This is a genomic window from Microbulbifer sp. A4B17 (assembly GCF_003076275.1).
GTDB lineage: Bacteria > Pseudomonadota > Gammaproteobacteria > Pseudomonadales > Cellvibrionaceae > Microbulbifer.
On record NZ_CP029064.1, the window covers coordinates 1,345,438 to 1,365,245 of the forward strand.

The 19,808-nt window shown below is 49.5% G+C and carries 19 protein-coding genes; 11 read left to right on the forward strand and 8 right to left on the reverse strand.

Annotated elements, in window-relative coordinates; genetic code table 11:
* Nucleotides 1–58: 58 nt before the first annotated feature.
* The 3 genes from BTJ40_RS05970 to sodB all read right to left on the reverse strand — a co-directional run bounded on the left by BTJ40_RS05970 (nt 59) and on the right by sodB (nt 5,091).
* A complete protein-coding gene (locus BTJ40_RS05970) occupies nt 59–1,945 on the reverse strand; it encodes a DUF885 family protein (protein ID WP_108732226.1) in 1,887 nt (628 codons plus the stop codon).
* A gap of 451 nt (nt 1,946–2,396) precedes the next feature.
* The gene (locus tag BTJ40_RS05975) at nt 2,397–4,274 is read right to left on the reverse strand and encodes a DUF885 family protein (RefSeq protein WP_108732227.1); all 1,878 of its coding nucleotides are present in this window, start codon (nt 4,272–4,274) and stop codon (nt 2,397–2,399) included.
* A 235-nt stretch (nt 4,275–4,509) separates the two neighbouring features.
* Nucleotides 4,510–5,091, reverse strand: a complete 582-nt coding sequence (gene sodB, locus BTJ40_RS05980) for a superoxide dismutase [Fe] (RefSeq protein WP_108732228.1) — start codon at nt 5,089–5,091, stop codon at nt 4,510–4,512.
* Nucleotides 5,092–5,423: 332 nt separating this feature from the next.
* Between sodB and BTJ40_RS05985 the strand changes: the two genes are divergently transcribed.
* Together BTJ40_RS05985 and BTJ40_RS05990 are read left to right on the forward strand one after the other, a co-directional pair.
* Complete coding sequence (locus BTJ40_RS05985) at nt 5,424–6,182, forward strand: hypothetical protein (RefSeq protein ID WP_108732229.1); 759 nt, start codon at nt 5,424–5,426, stop codon at nt 6,180–6,182.
* A gap of 151 nt (nt 6,183–6,333) precedes the next feature.
* Nucleotides 6,334–7,842, forward strand: coding sequence for a fumarate hydratase (locus BTJ40_RS05990; protein WP_108732230.1), 1,509 nt, complete (start codon nt 6,334–6,336; stop codon nt 7,840–7,842).
* Nucleotides 7,843–7,884: 42 nt separating this feature from the next.
* On the opposite strand, the gene BTJ40_RS05995 is transcribed toward BTJ40_RS05990, so the two are convergent.
* Nucleotides 7,885–9,705 (reverse strand): DUF885 domain-containing protein, encoded by a 1,821-nt coding sequence (locus tag BTJ40_RS05995; RefSeq protein ID WP_108732231.1) that lies wholly within the window; start codon nt 9,703–9,705, stop codon nt 7,885–7,887.
* A 208-nt stretch (nt 9,706–9,913) separates the two neighbouring features.
* On the opposite strand from BTJ40_RS05995, the gene BTJ40_RS06000 reads away from it, so the two are divergent.
* From BTJ40_RS06000 to BTJ40_RS06015, 4 genes are all read left to right on the forward strand, one after another.
* Entirely contained in the window at nt 9,914–10,258 is a 345-nt protein-coding gene (locus BTJ40_RS06000; RefSeq protein WP_108732232.1) for a 4a-hydroxytetrahydrobiopterin dehydratase, read from the forward strand.
* 154 nt (nt 10,259–10,412) lie between these two features.
* Nucleotides 10,413–10,874: an OsmC family protein gene (locus BTJ40_RS06005; RefSeq protein WP_108732233.1), complete on the forward strand. Its 462-nt coding sequence runs from the start codon at nt 10,413–10,415 to the stop codon at nt 10,872–10,874.
* Nucleotides 10,875–10,955: 81 nt separating this feature from the next.
* Nucleotides 10,956–11,351: a GNAT family N-acetyltransferase gene (locus tag BTJ40_RS06010; protein ID WP_108732234.1), complete on the forward strand. Its 396-nt coding sequence runs from the start codon at nt 10,956–10,958 to the stop codon at nt 11,349–11,351.
* A gap of 107 nt (nt 11,352–11,458) precedes the next feature.
* Nucleotides 11,459–12,199 carry an NUDIX domain-containing protein gene (locus BTJ40_RS06015; RefSeq protein WP_108732235.1) on the forward strand — a complete coding sequence of 247 codons (741 nt, stop codon included), beginning with the start codon at nt 11,459–11,461 and terminating at the stop codon, nt 12,197–12,199.
* A 60-nt stretch (nt 12,200–12,259) separates the two neighbouring features.
* Here BTJ40_RS06015 and BTJ40_RS06020 read toward each other — a convergent pair whose 3' ends face one another.
* Together BTJ40_RS06020 and BTJ40_RS06025 are read right to left on the reverse strand one after the other, a co-directional pair.
* The gene (locus BTJ40_RS06020) at nt 12,260–12,763 is read right to left on the reverse strand and encodes a thermonuclease family protein (protein ID WP_157953912.1); all 504 of its coding nucleotides are present in this window, start codon (nt 12,761–12,763) and stop codon (nt 12,260–12,262) included.
* A gap of 322 nt (nt 12,764–13,085) precedes the next feature.
* Nucleotides 13,086–13,847, reverse strand: coding sequence for a TlyA family RNA methyltransferase (locus BTJ40_RS06025; RefSeq protein WP_108732237.1), 762 nt, complete (start codon nt 13,845–13,847; stop codon nt 13,086–13,088).
* 126 nt (nt 13,848–13,973) lie between these two features.
* Between BTJ40_RS06025 and nhaA the strand changes: the two genes are divergently transcribed.
* The 5 genes from nhaA to BTJ40_RS06050 all read left to right on the forward strand — a co-directional run bounded on the left by nhaA (nt 13,974) and on the right by BTJ40_RS06050 (nt 18,624).
* Nucleotides 13,974–15,446 (forward strand): Na+/H+ antiporter NhaA, encoded by a 1,473-nt coding sequence (gene nhaA / locus BTJ40_RS06030; RefSeq protein ID WP_108732238.1) that lies wholly within the window; start codon nt 13,974–13,976, stop codon nt 15,444–15,446.
* A 108-nt stretch (nt 15,447–15,554) separates the two neighbouring features.
* On the forward strand, nt 15,555–16,931 hold the full coding sequence (locus BTJ40_RS06035; RefSeq protein ID WP_108732239.1) for a hypothetical protein: 1,377 nt from the start codon (nt 15,555–15,557) through the stop codon (nt 16,929–16,931).
* Nucleotides 16,932–16,933: 2 nt separating this feature from the next.
* Nucleotides 16,934–17,314 carry an MmcQ/YjbR family DNA-binding protein gene (locus tag BTJ40_RS06040; protein ID WP_108732240.1) on the forward strand — a complete coding sequence of 127 codons (381 nt, stop codon included), beginning with the start codon at nt 16,934–16,936 and terminating at the stop codon, nt 17,312–17,314.
* A 57-nt stretch (nt 17,315–17,371) separates the two neighbouring features.
* Nucleotides 17,372–18,226, forward strand: a complete 855-nt coding sequence (gene trxA, locus BTJ40_RS06045) for a thioredoxin (RefSeq protein WP_108732241.1) — start codon at nt 17,372–17,374, stop codon at nt 18,224–18,226.
* Between the two features lie 71 nt (nt 18,227–18,297).
* Nucleotides 18,298–18,624: a YqfO family protein gene (locus tag BTJ40_RS06050; protein WP_108732242.1), complete on the forward strand. Its 327-nt coding sequence runs from the start codon at nt 18,298–18,300 to the stop codon at nt 18,622–18,624.
* Between the two features lie 16 nt (nt 18,625–18,640).
* Here the strand turns inward: BTJ40_RS06050 and BTJ40_RS06055 are convergent, their stop codons facing one another.
* The gene (locus BTJ40_RS06055) at nt 18,641–19,180 is read right to left on the reverse strand and encodes a hypothetical protein (RefSeq protein ID WP_108732243.1); all 540 of its coding nucleotides are present in this window, start codon (nt 19,178–19,180) and stop codon (nt 18,641–18,643) included.
* Nucleotides 19,181–19,224: 44 nt separating this feature from the next.
* Nucleotides 19,225–19,764, reverse strand: coding sequence for an NUDIX hydrolase (locus tag BTJ40_RS06060; protein WP_108732244.1), 540 nt, complete (start codon nt 19,762–19,764; stop codon nt 19,225–19,227).
* Nucleotides 19,765–19,808: the final 44 nt, after the last annotated feature.

Below are 19,808 nucleotides of genomic sequence, written 5' to 3' on the forward strand. Positions count from 1 at the left end.
TAACTCCAATAAAAAGGCCACAGATGGTGGCCTTTTTAATGCTGTTTTAGCCTGACAGCTATACTTTTGGAGTTTTTGTTTTTTCTATCCACTCGTCAATAATTTCCTCCAGGACATCCAGTGGTACTGGACCGTTGGCTAGAACTGCATTGTGGAATTGGCGAATGTCAAAGTGATCCCCTAGTTCTGTTTTGGCTTTTTCACGCAACTCCAAAATTTTTAACATGCCAATTTTGTAAGCGGTTGCCTGGCCGGGCATGACGATATAACGCTCGATCGCTTTAATGACATCGCCTTCAGGATTTGGGGTATTCTCCATGAGGTATTGTATGGCTTGCTCGCGGGTCCACTTCTTAGCGTGAATTCCAGTATCTACAACTAGACGAGCCGCTCGCCACAACTCCATAGCCAGGCGTCCAAAATCTGAGTAGGGATCCTGGTAGAGTCCCATTTCTTTCGGCACCATTTCAGAGTAAAGACCCCAGCCCTCGGTATAGGCGGTATAGCGCCCATATTTGCGGAATTTGGGGATGTCTTGCAGTTCCTGGGTGATAGAGAGCTGCATATGATGGCCGGGTATGCCCTCGTGGTATGCCAGTGCTTCCATCTGATAGCTGGGCATATCGTCCATGTTATAGAGATTGGCATAGTAAATACCTGGGCGAGAACCATCGGGGGCAGCTTGCAGGTAAAAAGCTTTACCGGCGGATTTTTCCCGGAAAGGTTCAACCGCTCTCACATCGAGATCCGCTTTGGGTTTTGTGGTAAATAGCTCGTCCAACCTTCCTTTCATGGTATCGATAATGGCTGTAGCCTTCTTCAGATACTCAGCTTTGCCCTCTTCAGTAGTTGGGTAATAGAACTGCTTATCTGTACGCATGAATTCGAAGAAGTTCTTTAATTTACCTTCGAATTTTACTTTGCGCATAATTTCGCGCATTTCATTATGGATGCGTGTTACTTCTTCAAGGCCGATTCTATGAATTTCGTCGGCAGTCATACCTGTAGAGGTATAAAAGCCGAGGCGAAAGTCATAAAAGTCATTGCCATGTGCCAGTTTCCAGGCGCCATCATCAGTGGTTGCGCGTATTTCCAGTTCCTGCAAGTAGTCGATCAATTCTTGATAGGCGGGACCAGTTCTTTCTTTTAGTGCTTTTTTCGCCTTGTCAGTCAGGGATTTTTTCTTTTCGCTACTGATGCTCAGATTCTCTAACTTTTGCTTGAAATCGGCAAATAGCGGGCTGTCTTTTTTCCTGTCAAATGGTGCTCCGTTGATAAGGTTTTGTGCATCGCTAATAATATAGGGGAAAACAAATTTTGGAATAATAGTGCCAGCTTTGGCACTTTCTTCTAGCTGATTCTGCAGTTGTAAGAAATACTGGGGAATTCTATTTAAGCGGGAAATATAGGCTTCGGCATCCCTTATGTTGTCAATACGGTGTTGACTAATAAGTGTTGAAGCAGCCCCGGTATGGGTGGCGAACATTTGGTTGATAGGGTAATTGTGATTCCGCCATTGATATGCCTCGACCTCCTGTTGCACAGTTCGCTTAGCCAAGCGCAGGTTCAGTTGGGTGGCTCGATCCAGTGTGGCGGGGTCAATTTTGTTTAATTCCTCTAATTGACGCTTGTTAATTTCATGTGTTTCTTGTGCAAATTCCGGTGATAGGTCGTTCCACTTACCGTAATCCTCTTTTATTCCCAGGAAAGTTTTAAACTCAGGGTTGCGGTTGAGATGCTCCTGAAAGAAATTATCGAATATCTGGTTGACCTTTTTGCTGGCCTCGCTCTCTTTTTTATTGATTTTGGAGGACACTGCTGGGTCTAAAGTGCCCTCCTGTGGAGCGGCAATCTTCTGTGTGATCTCATTGTTGGTACTGTCGTTGCAGCCAGTGAGAACGAGTGAGCTTACCGCCGCTGCAATCAGAGTTAATTTTAACTTCATGAGTACAATCCTTGCGTTCAAAGAGTAGCTTTTTCTTTTTTATCATTATTTTTACGATCAATGGACTTTTTTTTGTAGATACATCCCATAATTTGGGTTTTTGGATAAAAAACTATAGCAATTAAGTGTGGTGCACTTATTTGGTGTGGAGAAATACAGAGTAGGTTTTATTTTGGTGCTATTGCACGACAAGGGAGGGGCTAAGCGTAAGTTGTGTAATAGAAGGGCGTTTGTGGCATTTAGCAAGAGTGGGGGCTTGGAGCCAGGTATATTTTTGAGTGGTGTTTACTCAATAAAAAACCCGAAAACTCAAGATTGGATTCCGGGTTTTTGTGATTAAACAGTAATTATCCAGTTGTAAAATTAATGCAAGAGTTTTGTCTTTGCGGTATTTTACTGGCGATAATAAAAGAAAAGACAGGCGCGTAATAGCTGCCTGTCTTTCTAGTAATTACTGTTGGGTTTTCACCTTGGCTACCCACTCGTTAACCAGCTCTTCCAATACATCCAGGGGTACTGAACCATTGGCGAGAATAGTGTCGTGGAAACCGCGGACATCGAACTTGTCGCCCAATTCATTTTTTGATTTTTCACGCAGCTCAACAATTTTCAGCATGCCGATTTTATAGGCGGTGGCTTGGCCAGGCATTACGATATAACGTTCGATTGCTTTGACTACATCGCCTTTCGGGTTCGGGGTGTTCTCTACGAGATAGTCGATCGCCTGCTCGCGAGTCCATTTCTTAGCGTGGAGGCCGGTGTCTACAACCAGTCGGCCAGCGCGCCACAGTTCCATAGCCAGGCGTCCGAAGTCAGAGTAGGGGTCTTCGTAGAAGCCTAGTTCCTTGGGTACCAGCTCGGAGTAGAGGCCCCAGCCTTCGGTATAAGCAGTGTAACCGCCGTATTTACGGAACTTGGGAATATCCTCTAATTCCTGGGCGATAGAGAGCTGCATATGGTGGCCGGGGATACCTTCGTGGTAGGCCAGTGCTTCCATCTGGTAAGACGGCATATCTTCCATATTGTACAGATTGGCGTAGTAGATGCCGGGGCGCGAGCCATCGGGAGCGGGGCGCTGGTAGAAAGCTTTGCCGGCGGATTTCTCGCGGAAGGGTTCTACCGCTCTCACATCCAGATCGGCTTTGGGCTTGGTGATAAACAGTTCATCCAGGCGGCCCTTCATGGTGTCGATAATTGCGGTGGCCTTTTCCAGGTACTCCGCTTTACCTTCCTCAGTAGTGGGGTAGTAGAACTGCTTGTCGGTACGCATGAACTCGAAGAATTCCTGCAAGTTACCTTCGAACTTAACCTTGCGCATAATCTCGCGCATTTCGTCGTGAATGCGGGCAACTTCCTTGAGACCGGTTTGGTGGATCTCATCGGCAGTCATATCCGTAGTAGTGTAAACACCGAGGCGGAATTTATAGAATTCTTCGCCATCAGCCAGTTTCCAGGCACCGTCGTCTGTAGTGGCTTTTTTCTCCAGTTCTTGCAGGTAGCTGATCAATTTTTCGTAAGCGGGGCCGGCACTTTCAGTCAGGGCCTGGCTGGCTTTTTCGATCAGTGATTTCTTTTGATCTTCGCTGATTTCCAGCTTTTCTACCTTGCCTTTAAAGTCGGCAAACAGAGGGCTGTCTTTCTCACCGTTAAATGGTGCACCGGTGATCAGGTTGCGGGAGTCGCTGATAACGTAGGGGAATACGAACTTGGGTACGATGGTGCCGACTGCAGCGTTTGCCTTCAGTTGCTCTTGCAGTTGGGAGAAATACTTGGGCATGCCATTCAAGCGAGCAATATAGGCCTCTGCATCGCTGACATCATCAATGCGATGTTGGCTGATCAGCAGAGACGCAGCGCTGGTATGGGTGGCATACATCTGGTTGACAGGGTAGCCGTGGTTACGCCACTTGTAGCCGTCAATATCCTGCTGCCAATTGCGCTTTGCCAGGCGTAGGCTCAAGCGTGTGGCGTCATCCAGATTGGAAGGGTCAATTTTATTCAGTTCAGCCAGCTGGCGCTTGTCGATCTCCAGGGTTTCTTTGACAAATTCTGGAGAGAGGTCGTCCCACTTATCGTAGTCTTCCTTTTTACCCAGGAAAGTTTTGTATTCGGGGCTGCGAGCAAGGTGCTCCTGGAAGAAGTCCTCGAACATCTGGTTAACGCGTTTGACTGCGGCTGGGTCCACTTTTCCTGCGACCTCTTGAGTCGCACTGCTTTCCGTGGCTGTAGCGGTTGCACTCTGCTCGGCGGTGTTCGGGGCGCCGCGGTCACAGCCGCTGATTACCAGCGCGCTTATGGCGGCTGCGATCAGGGTTGGTTTCAACTTCATGAGCATATTCCCAGTGTTCGGTTCTTCGTTGCTAATTTGTGCCACTTAAGTGGCATTCTTTAGGTTGGCTGCCTAAATCCCCCAATCTTTATGCGGGATCAGTAGTGCAGATCAGCATGTATTGTGCTGATTGGAGCAGCATTTGGCCAGTGGTGGGGAGCTTTTGGCTGGGGGGAGAGCAATAAAGAAATCAAAAAAGCGGGCACATGGCCCGCTTTTTCTGGTGACTTCGGGATTAAGCGAAGTTCTGGTTTACAAACTCCCAGTTCACCAGGGCCCAGAAAGCTTCCATGTACTTCGGGCGCAGATTGCGGTAGTCGATGTAGTAAGCATGCTCCCAAACATCGCAGGTCAGCAGGGGAGTAACGCCTTCTTCGGTCAGCGGGGTTGCCGCGTTGGAAGTATTAACAATAGCGACTGAGCCGTCAGCATTTTTTACCAGCCAGGTCCAGCCGGAGCCGAAGTTGTTCACAGCGCTGGTGGTGAATGCTTCCTTGAACTGGTCAAAACTACCGAAGGCGGCATTGATAGCCTCTGCAATAGCGCCAGTGGCTTCACCGCCACCGTTAGGGCTCAGGCAGTTCCAGTAGAAAGTGTGGTTCCAAACCTGGGCTGCGTTGTTGAACACACCACCGGAAGAGGACTTGATGACGTCTTCAAGGGACTTGTCAGCGTCAGCGGTGCCTTCCAGCAGACCGTTCAGTTTGTCTACGTAGGTTTTATGATGTTTGCCGTAGTGGTACTCCAAAGTCTCTTCGGAGATGTGTGGTGCCAGGGCGTTCTTAGCGTAGGGGAGTTCGGGCAATTCGAAAGCCATGGTGTTTTCCTTCCTTTGTCTGAGGGTTATTGGTGAGAGCATTCTACACGTGCCGCATCTCAGAATTAAGCCGGCGCGATCGATTAGGGGAAGTTGGGACGATTTCCTCAAACACAAGGGGGGAAGTTTTTGTCGTCAACTCTATTCGACTGTCGTCTATTATTACTGACGACCGCTTACTTTTTCGTCAATTTTTGGTATAACTGCCGCAGAATTCGACGAATCTGAATGGATTCTAGTGTTATAGATTCCTGAAAATACGGTACCGGAAAGAACAGCATAGAACTGGCGGGTATCGGACTTATCAGCACAGTTATCGGGTGTATTGAACCATGCAACGCAAAGAGCCCACACTGGGCGGCAGCGCCGCTCTTGAACCATCACTGGATCTCACTACCAGGGAAGTAAGGAACGATTCACCTGAGCCCCAGGTGATCGTGGAGGAGCGCCGGGGTGGTTTCTCTTTCTTGGGGCTATGCGCCCTGATTATGGCGATGGGTGGCCTGGGTGCCTCGGGTTTCCTGTACCAGCAATGGCAGGACAGCCGGACCCTGTTGAGTAATGCAGAGACTCGTATTGCCGATGCGGAAAACCGTATTGCTGAACTCGAGAAGCGCTTTAGCCTCTCCGATGAGGAATCTACGGCATCGGTTGAAGTACTGAATGCAAAAGCCAAGGAAAACTCCTCGGAGATTCGCAAACTGTGGGGTGTTGCTTATGACACTAACCGCAAGAGTATCTCCGCAAATAAGACAGCAGTTGCGGCTAACAAAAAGCAAGTCGCTGCTCTCAGTACCAAGCTCAGCGGTCTTGAGTCCAGCGTGAAGAAAATCGCTTCTGTCGAGGCTTCGCTGGCAGAGTTGCGCAAGGGCAATACAGATTCCCAGCGTGAGATGACCGATAAGCTTGCACGCCTGGAGCGCCAGCTGACTTCAGTGCGCAGTGACCTGACCATGCGTGTCGGTGCGAATGAAGAGGCGGTAGAGTCTATCGATGCTTACCGCCGTTCGGTGAATAAGGATCTGGTGCAGCTTCGCGATGCGATTCGCTCCCTGCAGTCCAGCGGTGATTCCACAGCTTCATCCATGTAATTTTCCGGTTGAGTTAAAAAAGGCGGACCTGGTGTCCGCCTTTTTTATTCTATTTTCCCTTTAGGTGAATGGGATTTCTGGGAATATCTGGGTCAATAACCCTACATTTCGTGTAGAATCGCCGGCCTCGAGACGTTAATCGGAGTTGGCAATGACCACTATCCGCCAGGATGATCTGATCGGCAGCGTGGCCGATGCGCTGCAATTTATTTCTTACTACCACCCACAGGACTTCATTCAGGCCCTGAACAAGGCTTATGAGAAAGAGGTCAACCCGGCGGCCAAGGACGCCATGGCCCAGATCCTGATCAACTCACGCATGTGTGCCGAGGGCCACCGCCCAATCTGTCAGGATACCGGCATTGTCACCGTGAAGTTGAAAGTGGGCATGAATGTGCGTTGGGAAGCGGACATGAGCGTTACCGATATGGTTAACGAAGGTGTTCGCCGGGCCTATCAAAATGCCAGCAACGTGCTGCGTGCCTCTATTCTGGAAGATCCAGATGGTGCTCGTAAGAATACCGGGGACAATACCCCGGCGGTGATTCACTATGAAATCGTTCCCGGTGATACCGTAGAAGTTTATGTGGCAGCTAAAGGCGGCGGCAGTGAAGCCAAAACCAAATTTGCCATGCTGAACCCATCTGACTCGGTGGTTGACTGGGTGTTGAAGATGGTTCCGCAGATGGGCGCCGGCTGGTGTCCGCCCGGCATGCTGGGTATTGGTATCGGTGGTACCGCTGAGAAAGCGATGCTGCTGGCCAAAGAGTCTCTGCTCGACCCCATCGATATTCAGGAGCTGCAAGAGCGCGGAGCTGCTAACCGCGCTGAAGAGCTGCGCCTTGAACTCTATGATTCCGTCAACAAACTGGGCATCGGCGCCCAGGGCCTGGGCGGACTGACCACTGTGCTGGATGTAAAGATCAAGGATTATCCTACCCACGCTGCCAACAAGGCTGTGGCGATCATCCCCAATTGTGCGGCTACCCGTCACACCCACTTTACCCTGGATGGCTCCGGGCCCGCGCGCCAGACTCCGCCTAAGTTGGAAGACTGGCCGGAAATTACCCGCGAAGCGGGCAGCAATACCCGTCGGGTAAACCTGGATACCATTACTGCAGAAGATATCCAAAGCTGGCAGCCCGGTGAGACCCTGCTGCTGAACGGTAAGATGCTGACTGGTCGCGATGCGGCGCACAAGAAAATGGTAGATATCCTCGCTAAAGGCGAGAAGTTGCCAGTAGACCTTACCGGCCGCTTTATCTACTACGTAGGTCCGGTAGATCCGGTGCGCGATGAGGTTGTTGGCCCCGCTGGCCCAACCACCGCTACCCGTATGGATAAATTCACTCGCACGATGCTGGAAGAAACCGGCTTGGCGGGGATGATCGGTAAAGCGGAGCGCGGTCCCATGGCGATTGAGGCGATACGCGATAATAAAGCGGTATACCTGATGGCCGTAGGTGGCGCTGCTTATCTGGTTGCCCAGGCGATTAAAGGTTCCGAAGTTATCGCCTTCCCCGAGCTGGGAATGGAAGCGATCTACGAGTTCGAAGTAGAAGATATGCCGGTAACTGTGGCTGTAGACAGCCAGGGTGAGTCAGTACACACCACTGGCCCGCTGATCTGGAAAGCCAAGATTGCTGAAGGTGAGGTGTAACGCTTCCGCCATTTAAAGAAAAGGCCCCAACAGGGGCCTTTTTTATTGGAATTTATTGCCTTGCTCGGCTAAGTCCGCCAGCATCAATTCGCGAATAATTGGTATAGGTGCACTACCATAGCTCAGGAACATCTCGTGGAACCCCTTGAGACTAAAGTTGTTGCCCATTTTCTTTTTGATTTCCTCGCGCAGAGCCAAAATATCAGTAAAGCCAGCAAAATAGCTGGTGAGCTGCACTTGGCTTAAGGTCGCCCTGCGCCATTTACCCTCTGCTTCAGCTTGTTGCTGAAAGGCATCCCTGACCATTAACTTCATCGCCTCAGCTTGATCGATACCTTTTACCTGTACCTCATAATCCAAAATGGTATTAGTGATAGTACGTAAATTCCACTTGTAGTACATCAGCCAAAGTTCGGGGGAAAAATTACCGTAGCCAGCATCCAGCATCATGCGTTCCGCATAGACTGCCCAGCCTTCAATCATCGCGGTATTGCCGAGAATAGTTTTCAGGATGCTGGGGGACTGGTTGGCGTAGACCAGCTGAGTGTAATGTCCGGGAATTGCTTCGTGGATATTGAGTATCTGCAGGATATAGTCGTTGTATTCCCGCAATAAGCTCTCCGCCCGTTGATTGGAATAGGTCTCTATGGGCATTACGTTATAGTAGGTGTTCGCACCTTTATTATAGGGACCCGGTGCATTGATAGAGGCTACCGCAAAGCCCTGCATATAAGGCGGTGTTGTCCGTACGACAAGAGGCTTTTCCTTATCCAGGTTTAACAGGTTTTTTTCGGTTACGAACTCCGCCAGCTCTGGGATTTGCTGTTCCACCTTTTTCTTAAAGGTTTCTTTGGTAGCGTGGTGCAGGGATAGCTTATTCAGTAATCGTTCGATTTTTTCCAGTGGCCGATTGGGAGGGCGGGCGTCGGGAAAGTATTTCGGCCAGAGTTGATCGGCCAGTCTGGCCATTTTATCGTGGGTTACCTGCTTTTCATCAATGGCACGTTGGTATAACTCACCAGCAGTCATTCCAATATTGATATCAAACCGGAATTTTTCTTCGTAGAGTTTTTCACCAATACGAAAATCGCGAAACTCTCCAGACTTTGTCAATTTTTTCTGCAGGTTTTGTAAGAAATAAATATAGTCTTGTATGGCTTTGCGAGAGTTCTGCATTCGCTGCAGGAATACCTCTTTTGCATCCGAAGGCATCTGACTTTCTTGAACCGTACTTTCCAGTTCCTCACCAAAGACTTCCAGTGAACCCATACTCTGTTGAATCGCTAACTCTAGTTGCGGTGCTGCTGGCCGATAGATCGCTTCCTTGGCGGCCTTGTAGTACTCAGGCACTTGCAGCATACGGGTGCTAACAGTTTGAAGCCGCTGTAGAAGGGGGGCATAGTTGGTATTGAGGATCAGGGCAAAGGAATGAGAAACATTATAAATGGAGGGATCCCATTGATAGGACTTAAAGATTGTATATTGCCACTGTAATCGCCGGAGGAAGTTTTCAATGATAGCGAGATTACTACGGGAATTAATATTGAGTTGTTTTTTGTCCAAAGCAGAAAATTTACGTTCATAAATTTGGGCAAAATCCAGAAGGTAATCACGATAATTCTTATCCGGTACCTGGAGCTTCTTGGCGGCTTCATAGTAGCCTTCACTGATTGCCCAGGAGGGAAATAGATTCCACAGCCCCTCTATGAATTGCTGACAAAGCTGATCAAATGCCAAATTTGTCTCGGAGCGCATTTCCTCCAGGATAACTTTTTCTGGCGTGGGAATCCGTTGTCGATCTACTTCCTGGCGCTCGCATGCTCCCAGTGCTACCAGGAGTAGTAACAAGACAAACTGTTTCATGACAATCCCTGTTTTGATGTGTCGATATCTACCCAAGGCTCAGGTGGTTATAGATCGTCCAATATTTTTAGCATGCCGTTCCATTTTGTGATGCTAAAACCGGATAAAATGCGTTTTTGAGCCCTGTACTTGTGTCGTCTGAGGGGGGCGGTTAGAGTGAGGCCGGCCCAATTGAGCCGATAATAAACAAGGTTTTGAGGACCGATTCATGACCGAACTAGCTCAACAACAATGTGAAGCCTGTCGTGCCGATGCACCGCTGGTAAGTGATGACGAACTGCCAGGGTTGCTGCGACAGATCCCCGATTGGACACCCATGACCCGTGACGGAATCATGCAGCTGGAACGTGTGTTCAAGTTTCGTAATTTCAAGCAGGCTCTGGCCTTTACCAACCGTGTCGGTGCTATTGCTGAAGAGGTGGGGCACCACCCGGCACTGTTGACTGAGTGGGGTAAGGTCACTGTGACCTGGTGGAGTCACGAGGCCAAGGGCTTGCACAAGAATGACTTTATTATGGCTGCCCGTACTGACGAGCAGGTAGACGCAGCCTAGCTAATGTTTTTTGTGGCGCTTGTAACCGGCTCTGGGAGGCGATAGGCCACTTGAAACAGCTCTCACCGGCCCTTAGCTGAAGCTGGGCTGGTGAGGATTCCAGTTTGAACCCTTTCCACCCAGGGCAGGGGGCTTGTGTCGAGGGAGACTAGTATTGTCCGAATATACTTCAACGGTAGTCTGGAAACGCGACGAACAGATTTTCACCGATAACCAGTACAGTCGCGCCCATACCTGGCAATTTGATGGTGGAGCATCCATCCCCGCCTCCTCTTCCCCCCATGTTGTACCTATTCCCTATTCAGTAGTTGAAAACGTTGATCCAGAAGAAGCTTTTGTAGCGGCTCTGTCCAGCTGCCATATGTTGTTTTTTCTCTCAATCGCGGCCAAACGGGGTTTTGTGGTAGATGAATACTGTGATGAGGCCATTGGAATTATGGATGCAGGAGAAGATGGTCGAATTGCTATGACTAAAGTAACCTTACGTCCTTTGGTCCACTTTTCTGGTGACAAACAGCCCAGTCGAGAACAGCTGGAAAAAATACACCAGCTTTCCCACAAGCAGTGTTTTATTGCAAATTCGGTAAAAACTGAAGTGGCGATAGAGGTTCAATAAGCACCGGTTTGATTTTTTACCTATTGGACTAGCCCGTCGTTAAGTAGATTTGGCAGCATTTTTTATTTTTTATAGCAAAATATGTACACAATTATTGAGAAGGTAGCGCCGACTGAGGATTTTCTCAGGTTGCGGGAGATAACCGGCCTGACCCCGAGAACTCGTAAAGCAGCGGAAAAAGGTCTCCCAAATAGCTTGTACGGTATTCATATAAAAAGGCAATCAGAAACTATTGCCATGGGGAGGGTAGTAGGTGATGGAGCGTTAAATTTTGAGATAGTGGATGTCGCCGTCGATCCAAGATTTCAGGGCGCAGGCTTGGGGCGCCAGGTGATGGAACATATTATGTCATATCTGGATCGAGAAGCGCTCCCTTCAGCATATATCACTTTGATGGCTGATGTTCCCGAGCTCTATAAAAAGTTCGGGTTTGAACTGAGTCGCCCAAATACCGAGGGAATGCACCTGATCAAATAATGGTTTCCAACTGTTACTGTGGACTTGAGGTGAGGTTTGTAACAGTGATTGATTCCTGACCTATGACTTATGGTGATGGAGCCATTTAAGTGTTTGGTGGATAACTTATGCTTGATCATACAGTTGATTCATTTAATTGCGTTACGTTAAAACTGGAAGATTATTCTGCTACAGAAAATCAATTCTTGATTGAATTGGTTGCCACTATTGAAGTATCCAGGGTTAACAAGCGGAAGTTAATCTGGGTAACTCTCCAAGATGCACTAACCCGGTTTATACCAATATTCTTGAAGCACGGATTTACATTTCACAGTTGTCGGGATTCAGCTACGAGGCTGGTACTTAAGCTACAGGGCAATGCATATGTTCCATTCTCTCCAACCCACACCGTTGGAGTTGGAGGATTTGTATATTGTGATGGGCAGCTGCTGTGTGTTCAGGGGCACAACACATCATCCAGCCCGAAATTACCGGGAGGAACGGTTGACCTGGGTGAAAAGATAGCCGATGCGGTGATTCGTGAAGTTTATGAGGAAACCGGTGTGTCTTGCGAGTTTTCCTCGGTACTGGGATTTGCGACCCGATTTCCCACGAATTATGGCTATACGGATATCTATTTCGTTTGTGAGTTGACCGCATTGAGTCGGGATATTTCAATAACGGATACTGAAGAAATTAAGCATGCGTCTTGGGTAGATATTGATCACTATCTCAATGGGGGGCATGTTTCATCGTTCAACAGGCATGTAGCTGAAATGTCCCTGGAAAAGTTGGGATTAAAAAAGGTCAGTCAGGATTCTTACCAAGATCCTTTTACCAAACAGGAAATATATTGGAGTAATGCTTGAGTCAGGGGCGTTTTAATTGCTGAATTAAACTGATATTTCAGTTTAATTCAGCAGCTACTTTTAATCGTCTAAGATGAGATTGCTCTCTGGATTATAGTAGCAGTAATCATAGTCCAAGTTCTTGCGGAAGCAGTAGGGATCTTTAGCTTCAGAATCAGACCACAGTCCCAGGCCATAGTAGTAAGCAAACTCCTGTTCCAGCTCAAATTCACTGCCGCAGTAATACTCATAATTCCAGGCAGCTCCCCGTATAACCATTTCCTGATTAATACTGTAGCCATTCACATAGAGGTAACCTGTTTCCCGACCGTAGATATCCTTCCCCGTTGATTCGAAGTCAACAGATCCCAGTGATAATAGATAGCTCAGGGTTTGTGTGGCTTCGGGGCCATAGGCTTGGGTATTGGGGTTGGTTTCTGGGGCATCAATGCAGTTGAGACGTATTTTTACGTATTCGTTATTGACATAGCCGTGAACCGTATCGCCATCAATTACTTCGTAGTTTGTCAGCGGAGCGGCCTGGGTCGCAGTGGATAAGGCCGCCATGATAAGTAGTCTTTTCATTATGATTATCCTTAAAGGGTTTGCAGGGCGCAGCATAGGCAGGGGTTGTTACGGAGCTATGTAGAAATGGTGATAGAAAAAAATGATTTTTATTAAATATATAGCGAGGTCACATTCTTAATGTGGATGAGTCACTTTTAGCGATGTGATTTGGGCTGCGTTTAGATTTAATGCTTTGGTGCCTGAAGGGGAGTATTGGTTATTGGAGCACCAGCAGTGGTGTAGAGAGGTAGATTAATTTATTTATTAAAGACGGAGCCAATAGTTGTTGTTTCCAAGAGCTATTGGCTGTGGAAGCGGTTTGATAGATTAAAGGAGCGTTTCAGGCTTGGTGAAGATTTGCCCAGAGCAAAAATTCCCGGTTGCCATCGCCACCTTTTATTGGGCTGTCAATATATTCTTTTACTTCAAGCCCAAGCTCTTCACATAAAGCAGTGATACGCTCGCGCACTTCCGGGTAGTATTTTGTATCTCGAACCAAGCCTCCCTTACCAATTCCTTCGGGGCCGACTTCAAATTGGGGTTTGACCAGACTTAAGAGCTGTCCCGATGGTTTTAGCAGAGCGGGTAACTGCGGCAGGATTAGTGCCTGGGAAATAAAGGAGACATCCATAACGATGGCGTCAAAGCCAATATCTCCGTGTGGCGCAATCTGGGAGGCCTCCAGGTGGCGTGCGTTAATCCCTTCAAATAAGTGCATACGGGGGTCGTCCAGTAACTTTTGCGCCAACTGGTCTCGCCCTACATCTACACCGACTACCGATGCTGCTCCGCGCTGAAGGAGGCAATCACTAAAGCCACCGGTAGAGCAGCCCACATCCAGTGCGAGCCAGCCAGAGGGATTGAGCCCTGTTTGGTCGAGGATTGCGGCCAGTTTCAGGCCCGCTCGGGAGACATACTGATCTTCAGGCAGGGGAGTCACTTCCAGGGCGCAATCTTCCGGGATGCTCTGCCCAGCCTTGCGTGCCGGCTGGAGGATGCCCCCATCGGACACCATGACTCTTCCGGCATCAATCAGTTTTTTCGCATGGGTGCGGGAGTTGGCCAGTTTTCTCTGTACGAGCAGTTGATCCAATCGGGTCATGTTTAGCGATGCAATCCTGTTTATATGGTTAAGAATACAGTGCCCATGCTAACCTCTGGCTCAAATAGGTAGAAGTGTGGCGCCAGAAATTGTGGGGCTAATCTTTAGTTAGGAGGATGTCAGCTGATGGCAAAAAGCGTTCTGGATAAGTTCAAAATTCGCAAGGGGAAAGTCTTTGAGGCGCCACTTGAGGGTGCGTTTGGACGCCTGGTTACTCCCTTTGAAGAATTTATCCATCGCCAAAGCAGCAGTGGTATTTTGCTGATGCTATCCGCGTTGGCGGCATTAATTATTGCTAACTCCCCTTTACAGGAAGCCTACAAGCACCTGCTCCATATGCCCATCAGCCTCAGTGCTGGTAACTGGGAGTTTTCGCTTTCCGTGCATCACTGGATCAATGATGGCCTGATGGCAATCTTCTTCTTTCTGGTGGGTTTGGAATTAAAACGGGAATTTATGGTGGGGGAGCTGTCCGATCTCCGCCAGGCGGTGCTTCCGGTGATGGCGGCCATCGGCGGTATGGTGGTGCCGGCGCTGATTTATGCCTCTTTCAATGCGGGGAGCGGTGCTGAGCGGGGCTGGGGGATTCCCATGGCTACGGATATTGCATTTGCAGTTGGTTGTATTGCCCTCTTGGGGAATCGGGTGCCCCGTGCGGTGGTTACTTTCCTGGTAGCGCTTGCGATCGTGGATGACTTGGGCGCAATTCTGGTTATTGCGATCTGGTATACCGAACAGGTGAATGTCACGGCTTTGATTGCGGCCGGTTGTCTGGTAGTCATTATGTGGCTGCTAAAAGCTGCGGGGGTTCGCAGTTCTCCGGCCTACGTATTTGTCGGTGTGCTGCTCTGGTACGAGTTCTACCTGGCGGGGGTACACGCGACTATTGCCGGGGTAATTACAGCAATGGCACTGCCGGCCAAGCCCAAGTATGACCCGGTAGCTTTTAGTACTTTTGTGAAGGACATTATTCGCAGTTTTGACCGTTGCTTCCGCCCGGGAGACAAAATTATTGCCAATGATGCGTTGCGCGCCCGAGTGATGGCCTTGGGCAACGGCGTCAACCTGGCGCAGTCGCCATTGCAGCGAATGGAAACCCGCCTGCACATACCGGTGGGCTTCGTGATAATACCCATTTTTGCCTTGGCCAATGCCGGTATTCCATTTGATAGCTTTACCAGTTCCTCGGCTGTAATAAACCCTGTCACTCTGGGGGTGATTGCCGGTCTGGTTATTGGCAAGCTCGTGGGTATTGTTGGCGCTACCTGGATCGGCTGGAAGCTGGGCTGGGGCAAGCTGCCCAAGTCAGCTAACTTCCAGCACATTATTGGTGTTGCGCTTCTTGGGGGGATTGGCTTCACTATGTCGATCTTTATTGCCGAGCTGGCGTTCAGTTCTGAGTACGAGCTATTGATCCAGGCTAAGGCCGGTATCCTGTTGGCGTCCGTAATTGCCGGAGTGGCTGGATTCCTGGTGTTGCGCAATACACCGGTAGCCGATGAGTTTGAAGTTCATGGGGAGGGGGAGCCCCTGAATGAAGAGGGGAACGGTACCCTCAGAGAGGGGGAGGTAGAGCAGCAGCCCAGCCGCCAGGGTTGAGACTTTTTTGCGCTTTCTGTGTAATTGGGCCCCTCCGTCCTGGTGGGGCCTGAACCCTGTAATATCCCGCCAACCCCTTTGTTTATGTACGTGAGAGAAATAAGAATTATGCATTTGAAAATACTGGCACAGGCTCTACCAGTACTTGCTATTTCCCTGCTGCTTGGGGCTTGTGATGGCCAAACTGCCGCTGATAATAAAGCTGCGCCAGTAGAGGATGGCGCAGACTATTCGGTCGCAATCAAGCCTAAATCCGGTAGTGGAGACAGTGCGATGGATAGACTGGCCCAGTCTTATGTCCTCCTGGTGCTCGAACTGGGTAACCATGACGATAGCTATGTGGATGCCTATTATGGTCCGGCGGAACTGCGTGAAACCGCCGCTAAGAGCAAGGCGAGTCCCGTGGATATTGCCCGGCGAGGAGAATCCTTGCTGGCAGAGCTGCCGAAGGTGGTTGCCGGCGATGGGTCTATAGAAAACCTGCGTATGCATTACCTGAGGACCCAGCTGTTGGCCCTGGTGTTCCATGCCCGTAGCCTGGCGGGTGAGAGCCCGAGAAACTTTGCCAAGGAAGCCAGGGAGCTCTATGACACAGATCCTCCGAAGCAGGATCTGGAAAGTTTCGAGCCTATGCTGCGGGAACTGGAGGCGTTACTGCCCGGTGAGCAGCCCTTGAGTGAGAGGGTAGCCAGTTTCCGCAAGACTTATGAAATTCCCGCCGATCGATTACAGCCGGTATTCGATGCCGCGATTAAAGAGTGCCGTGCGCGTACCAAGCAGTATATTTCCCTGCCGGACAGCGAGAGCTTTGTGTTGGAGTATGTCAGTGACAAACCCTGGAGTGGCTACAACTGGTACAAAGGGAACTCTCATAGCTTGATACAAGTGAACAATGGCTTGCCGATCACTATCGATAGAGCCATTGACCTGGGCTGCCATGAGGGGTACCCGGGGCATCACACCTATAACGCCTTGTTGGAGCAAGTGCTGGTGAAGGGGCGTGGCTGGGCTGAGTACAGTGTTTACCCGCTGTTTAGCCCCCAGTCACTGATCGCGGAGGGAAGTGCAAACTATGGGATTGAGCTGGCTTTTCCCGGCGAGGAGAAAACCCGTTTTGAAATGGAGGTCCTCTATCCCCTGGCCGGCCTGGACCCACAAACAGCGGATAAATATGAACAGGTAATGGCCCTGGTGGACAAGCTGGGCTTTGCCGGTAATGAGATTGCACGCCTATATATCGATGGTGAAATTGATGGGGCACAGGTGCCCGCACTATTCGAGAAGTACACCCTGATGAGCCCAGCCAAGGCGGCGCAGCGCAAAGACTTTGTAGATGCTTATGGCGCCTACGTAATTAATTACAATTGGGGTAAGAAACTGGTTGCTGACTATGTAGAGGAAGGCAGTCAAACCAATGATGAGCGTTGGCAGCGCTTTGCCCGACTACTGTCTTCACCGCGCCTGCCTTCATCCCTGGATTGGTAATTATGCAAAAAGGCACTTTGCGAAAGTACTTGCTGTCACGACCGGAAGCTATTGAGGATTTTCCTTTTGGTCCAGATGTGGCGGTATTTAAAATTAAGGGGCGCATGTTTGCTACCTTAAGCTGTTACCGCGGAGTGGATGCCAGTAATCTCAAGTGTGACCCCGATGAAGCCCAGGCGTTAAGGGATATCTTTTCCGGTGTTATTCCGGGGTACCATATGAACAAGAAACACTGGAATACCGTGTTGTTGGATGGCACAGTGCCGGATTATGAGATTGAGCGCATGGCCGACCGCTCCTATGGCTTGGTGGTTAAGGGGCTTCGCAAGGTTGAGCGAGAGTCGCTAGAACTGGCCTATGGTGCAGAGACGCTCTACCGTTAGTGGCACAGTAACTCAGTGCTAAGAAAAGAAAAATCCAGATTTAATCTAGGAGAGGATGTGAACGAATTTATTGTCGATGTAACGGCAGAGAACGCCCAGCAAATTCTTATTGAAGAGTCTATGAAACGCCCGGTGGTGGTGGACTTCTGGGCCGACTGGTGTGAGCCGTGCAAACAGTTGATGCCGGTGTTGGAAAAGCTGGCCAATGAATACAGCGGTCAGTTTTTATTGGCAAAGGTCAACGCCGATAATGAGCAAATGCTGGCTGGTCAACTGGGTGTGCGCAGCTTGCCCACAGTAATGGTTTTAAAAGATGGCCAGCCGGTAGATGGGTTTGCCGGTGTGCAACCGGAGTCGCAAATTCGCGAAATGCTGGATAAGTATTTGCCGAAACCTTGGGACATAAAGTTGCAGCAAGCACAGGCGCTAATCGGTGAAGATAAAGTAGCGGAAGCCCTGCCTCTGTTGCGTCAGGCTTATACGGAATCGTCTGAACGCACTGATATCGCTAAACAACTGGCTGCTATCCTGCTGGATCAAAACCGTGTCCAGGAAGCTGAGACTGTGCTCAATAAAATCCTGCTGGCAGATCAGGATGCGGAATACCAGCAGCTGATGGCTCAATTGGAGCTGAAACAACAGGCAGCAGAAACTCCAGAGATTCAGGCTCTGCAAAAGGCGCTGGAAGAAAACCCTGCGGATAGCGATTCTGCTTATCAATTGGCAGTGCAATACAGCCAGGCCAATCGCCATGAAGAAGCATTGCAATTATTGTTGGATATTTTGCGTAAAGACATGGGCTTTGCCGATGGTGCTGCCAAGCAGACGTTCCTGGATATTGTAAAGAGCCTGGGGGCTGGCGACCCTGTTGCCACTCAGTACCAGCGCAAGTTAATGACTATGATGTTTTAACCAAGGAGACTCTGAACAAAGGGGCCTAAGAGGCCTCTTTGTTTTTTGGGGGAAGAGAAGGACGATTATTTATGTATAAGCTCTGTGTTTATATTCCCGAGTCTCACTTGGAAACGGTAAAGCAAGCACTCTTTTCCGTGGGTGCAGGACGTATTGGTGACTACGATAGTTGCTGTTGGCAGGTTCTGGGAACGGGACAGTTCAGGCCGTTGCAGGGGAGCCAGCCATTTATTGGTGAGTCGGGCCAAGTCGAGACTGTGGTGGAATACCGTGTGGAGATGGTTTGTCCCGATGAGTCAGTGGATGCCGCTCTTGATGCATTGCGAACAGCGCATCCGTATGAAGAGCCGGCGTTTGACCTCTGGCGATTGGATGATCGCTGCAGTGGTGCCGGCTAAAATAATCAAGAAAATCTTATAGGCTATCGAGCACTTTTTGTCGCTCGAGACTTTTTTGCTCAATCGCTTTCGTATCTTCCAATAATTTTGAAAGGCTGGTGTGATGGGTAGGGAGCTCATTCGTTGAGGTGCTGCTGCCCTGGTCGACCGAGTCGGTTTTCAGCTCGATAGGATCATTGGCAGTTACTGTATTTAAGGGTTTGACACGGTGAATACGCACATGTGAATCCAAACCCTCCGGCACATTATCTGAGAAGTGCCAGTTTCCATCTTTGTCTTTCCAGGTAAAAACTTCAGACGTCTGCCTGGCTGAATCTTCTTGAGGTATAAGCCCGCTGGAGGTTGCCAGTTCTTCAATTTTTGAGACTGATTCCTGGGTGGTCTTACGCATACTTTGTACGGCCCGCTCACCGGTTTCGCGGATTGCTGAAATATCCGGTTTTTGCGGTAGCCAGTCTGAGGGAGACATGATGGGCTTGCCATCCGGGCCCGGCAAAACCATTGGCAGTACAACGCCTACCAGTAATAAGGCACCGAGCATTGGAAAGTATTTCATGCAAACATCCTTTTAATGCAGGGTCATTGATTATTTAAAGTGGCTCACAGTTTGCGATTGATTACTCCGCGGTGCAGCTGATACTGGCCCATGCGGGTATCCTCGAAATAGTGCTCCAAAGTGCGGTGCATGATGGGAAACGCAATTTCCCTCCAGGGAATTTCGTCTTCGCGAAATAGTTCAACTTCCAGCGATTCTGGCCCGGGTCCGAAATTCAAATCGGTCAATTCGCCCCGATACATCATGTAGACCTGATTGATATGGGGAATATCGTAGACGGAGTAGAGGTCGTCCACGCGAATACTGGCCCGGGCTTCCTCCCAGGATTCCCGCAGGGCGCCTTCTTCACTGGTCTCTCCGCTTTCCATAAAACCGGCGGGCAGGGTCCAAAGCCCCATGCGCGGTTGTATGGCACGCTTGCACAGCATCACCTTATCGCCGACGTAGGGAATAACCCCGACAATAACACGGGGGTTGATGTAATAAATGGCGCCGCAATTGCCACAGATGTGGCGGGGGCGATCATCACCCTTAGGAATGGAAAGTGTTACGGCGTTACTGCCGCATTGGCTGCAAAATTTCATGGCGTCAGTATACCCATGCAAGATTTGAGCGCCAGCTTCCGGAC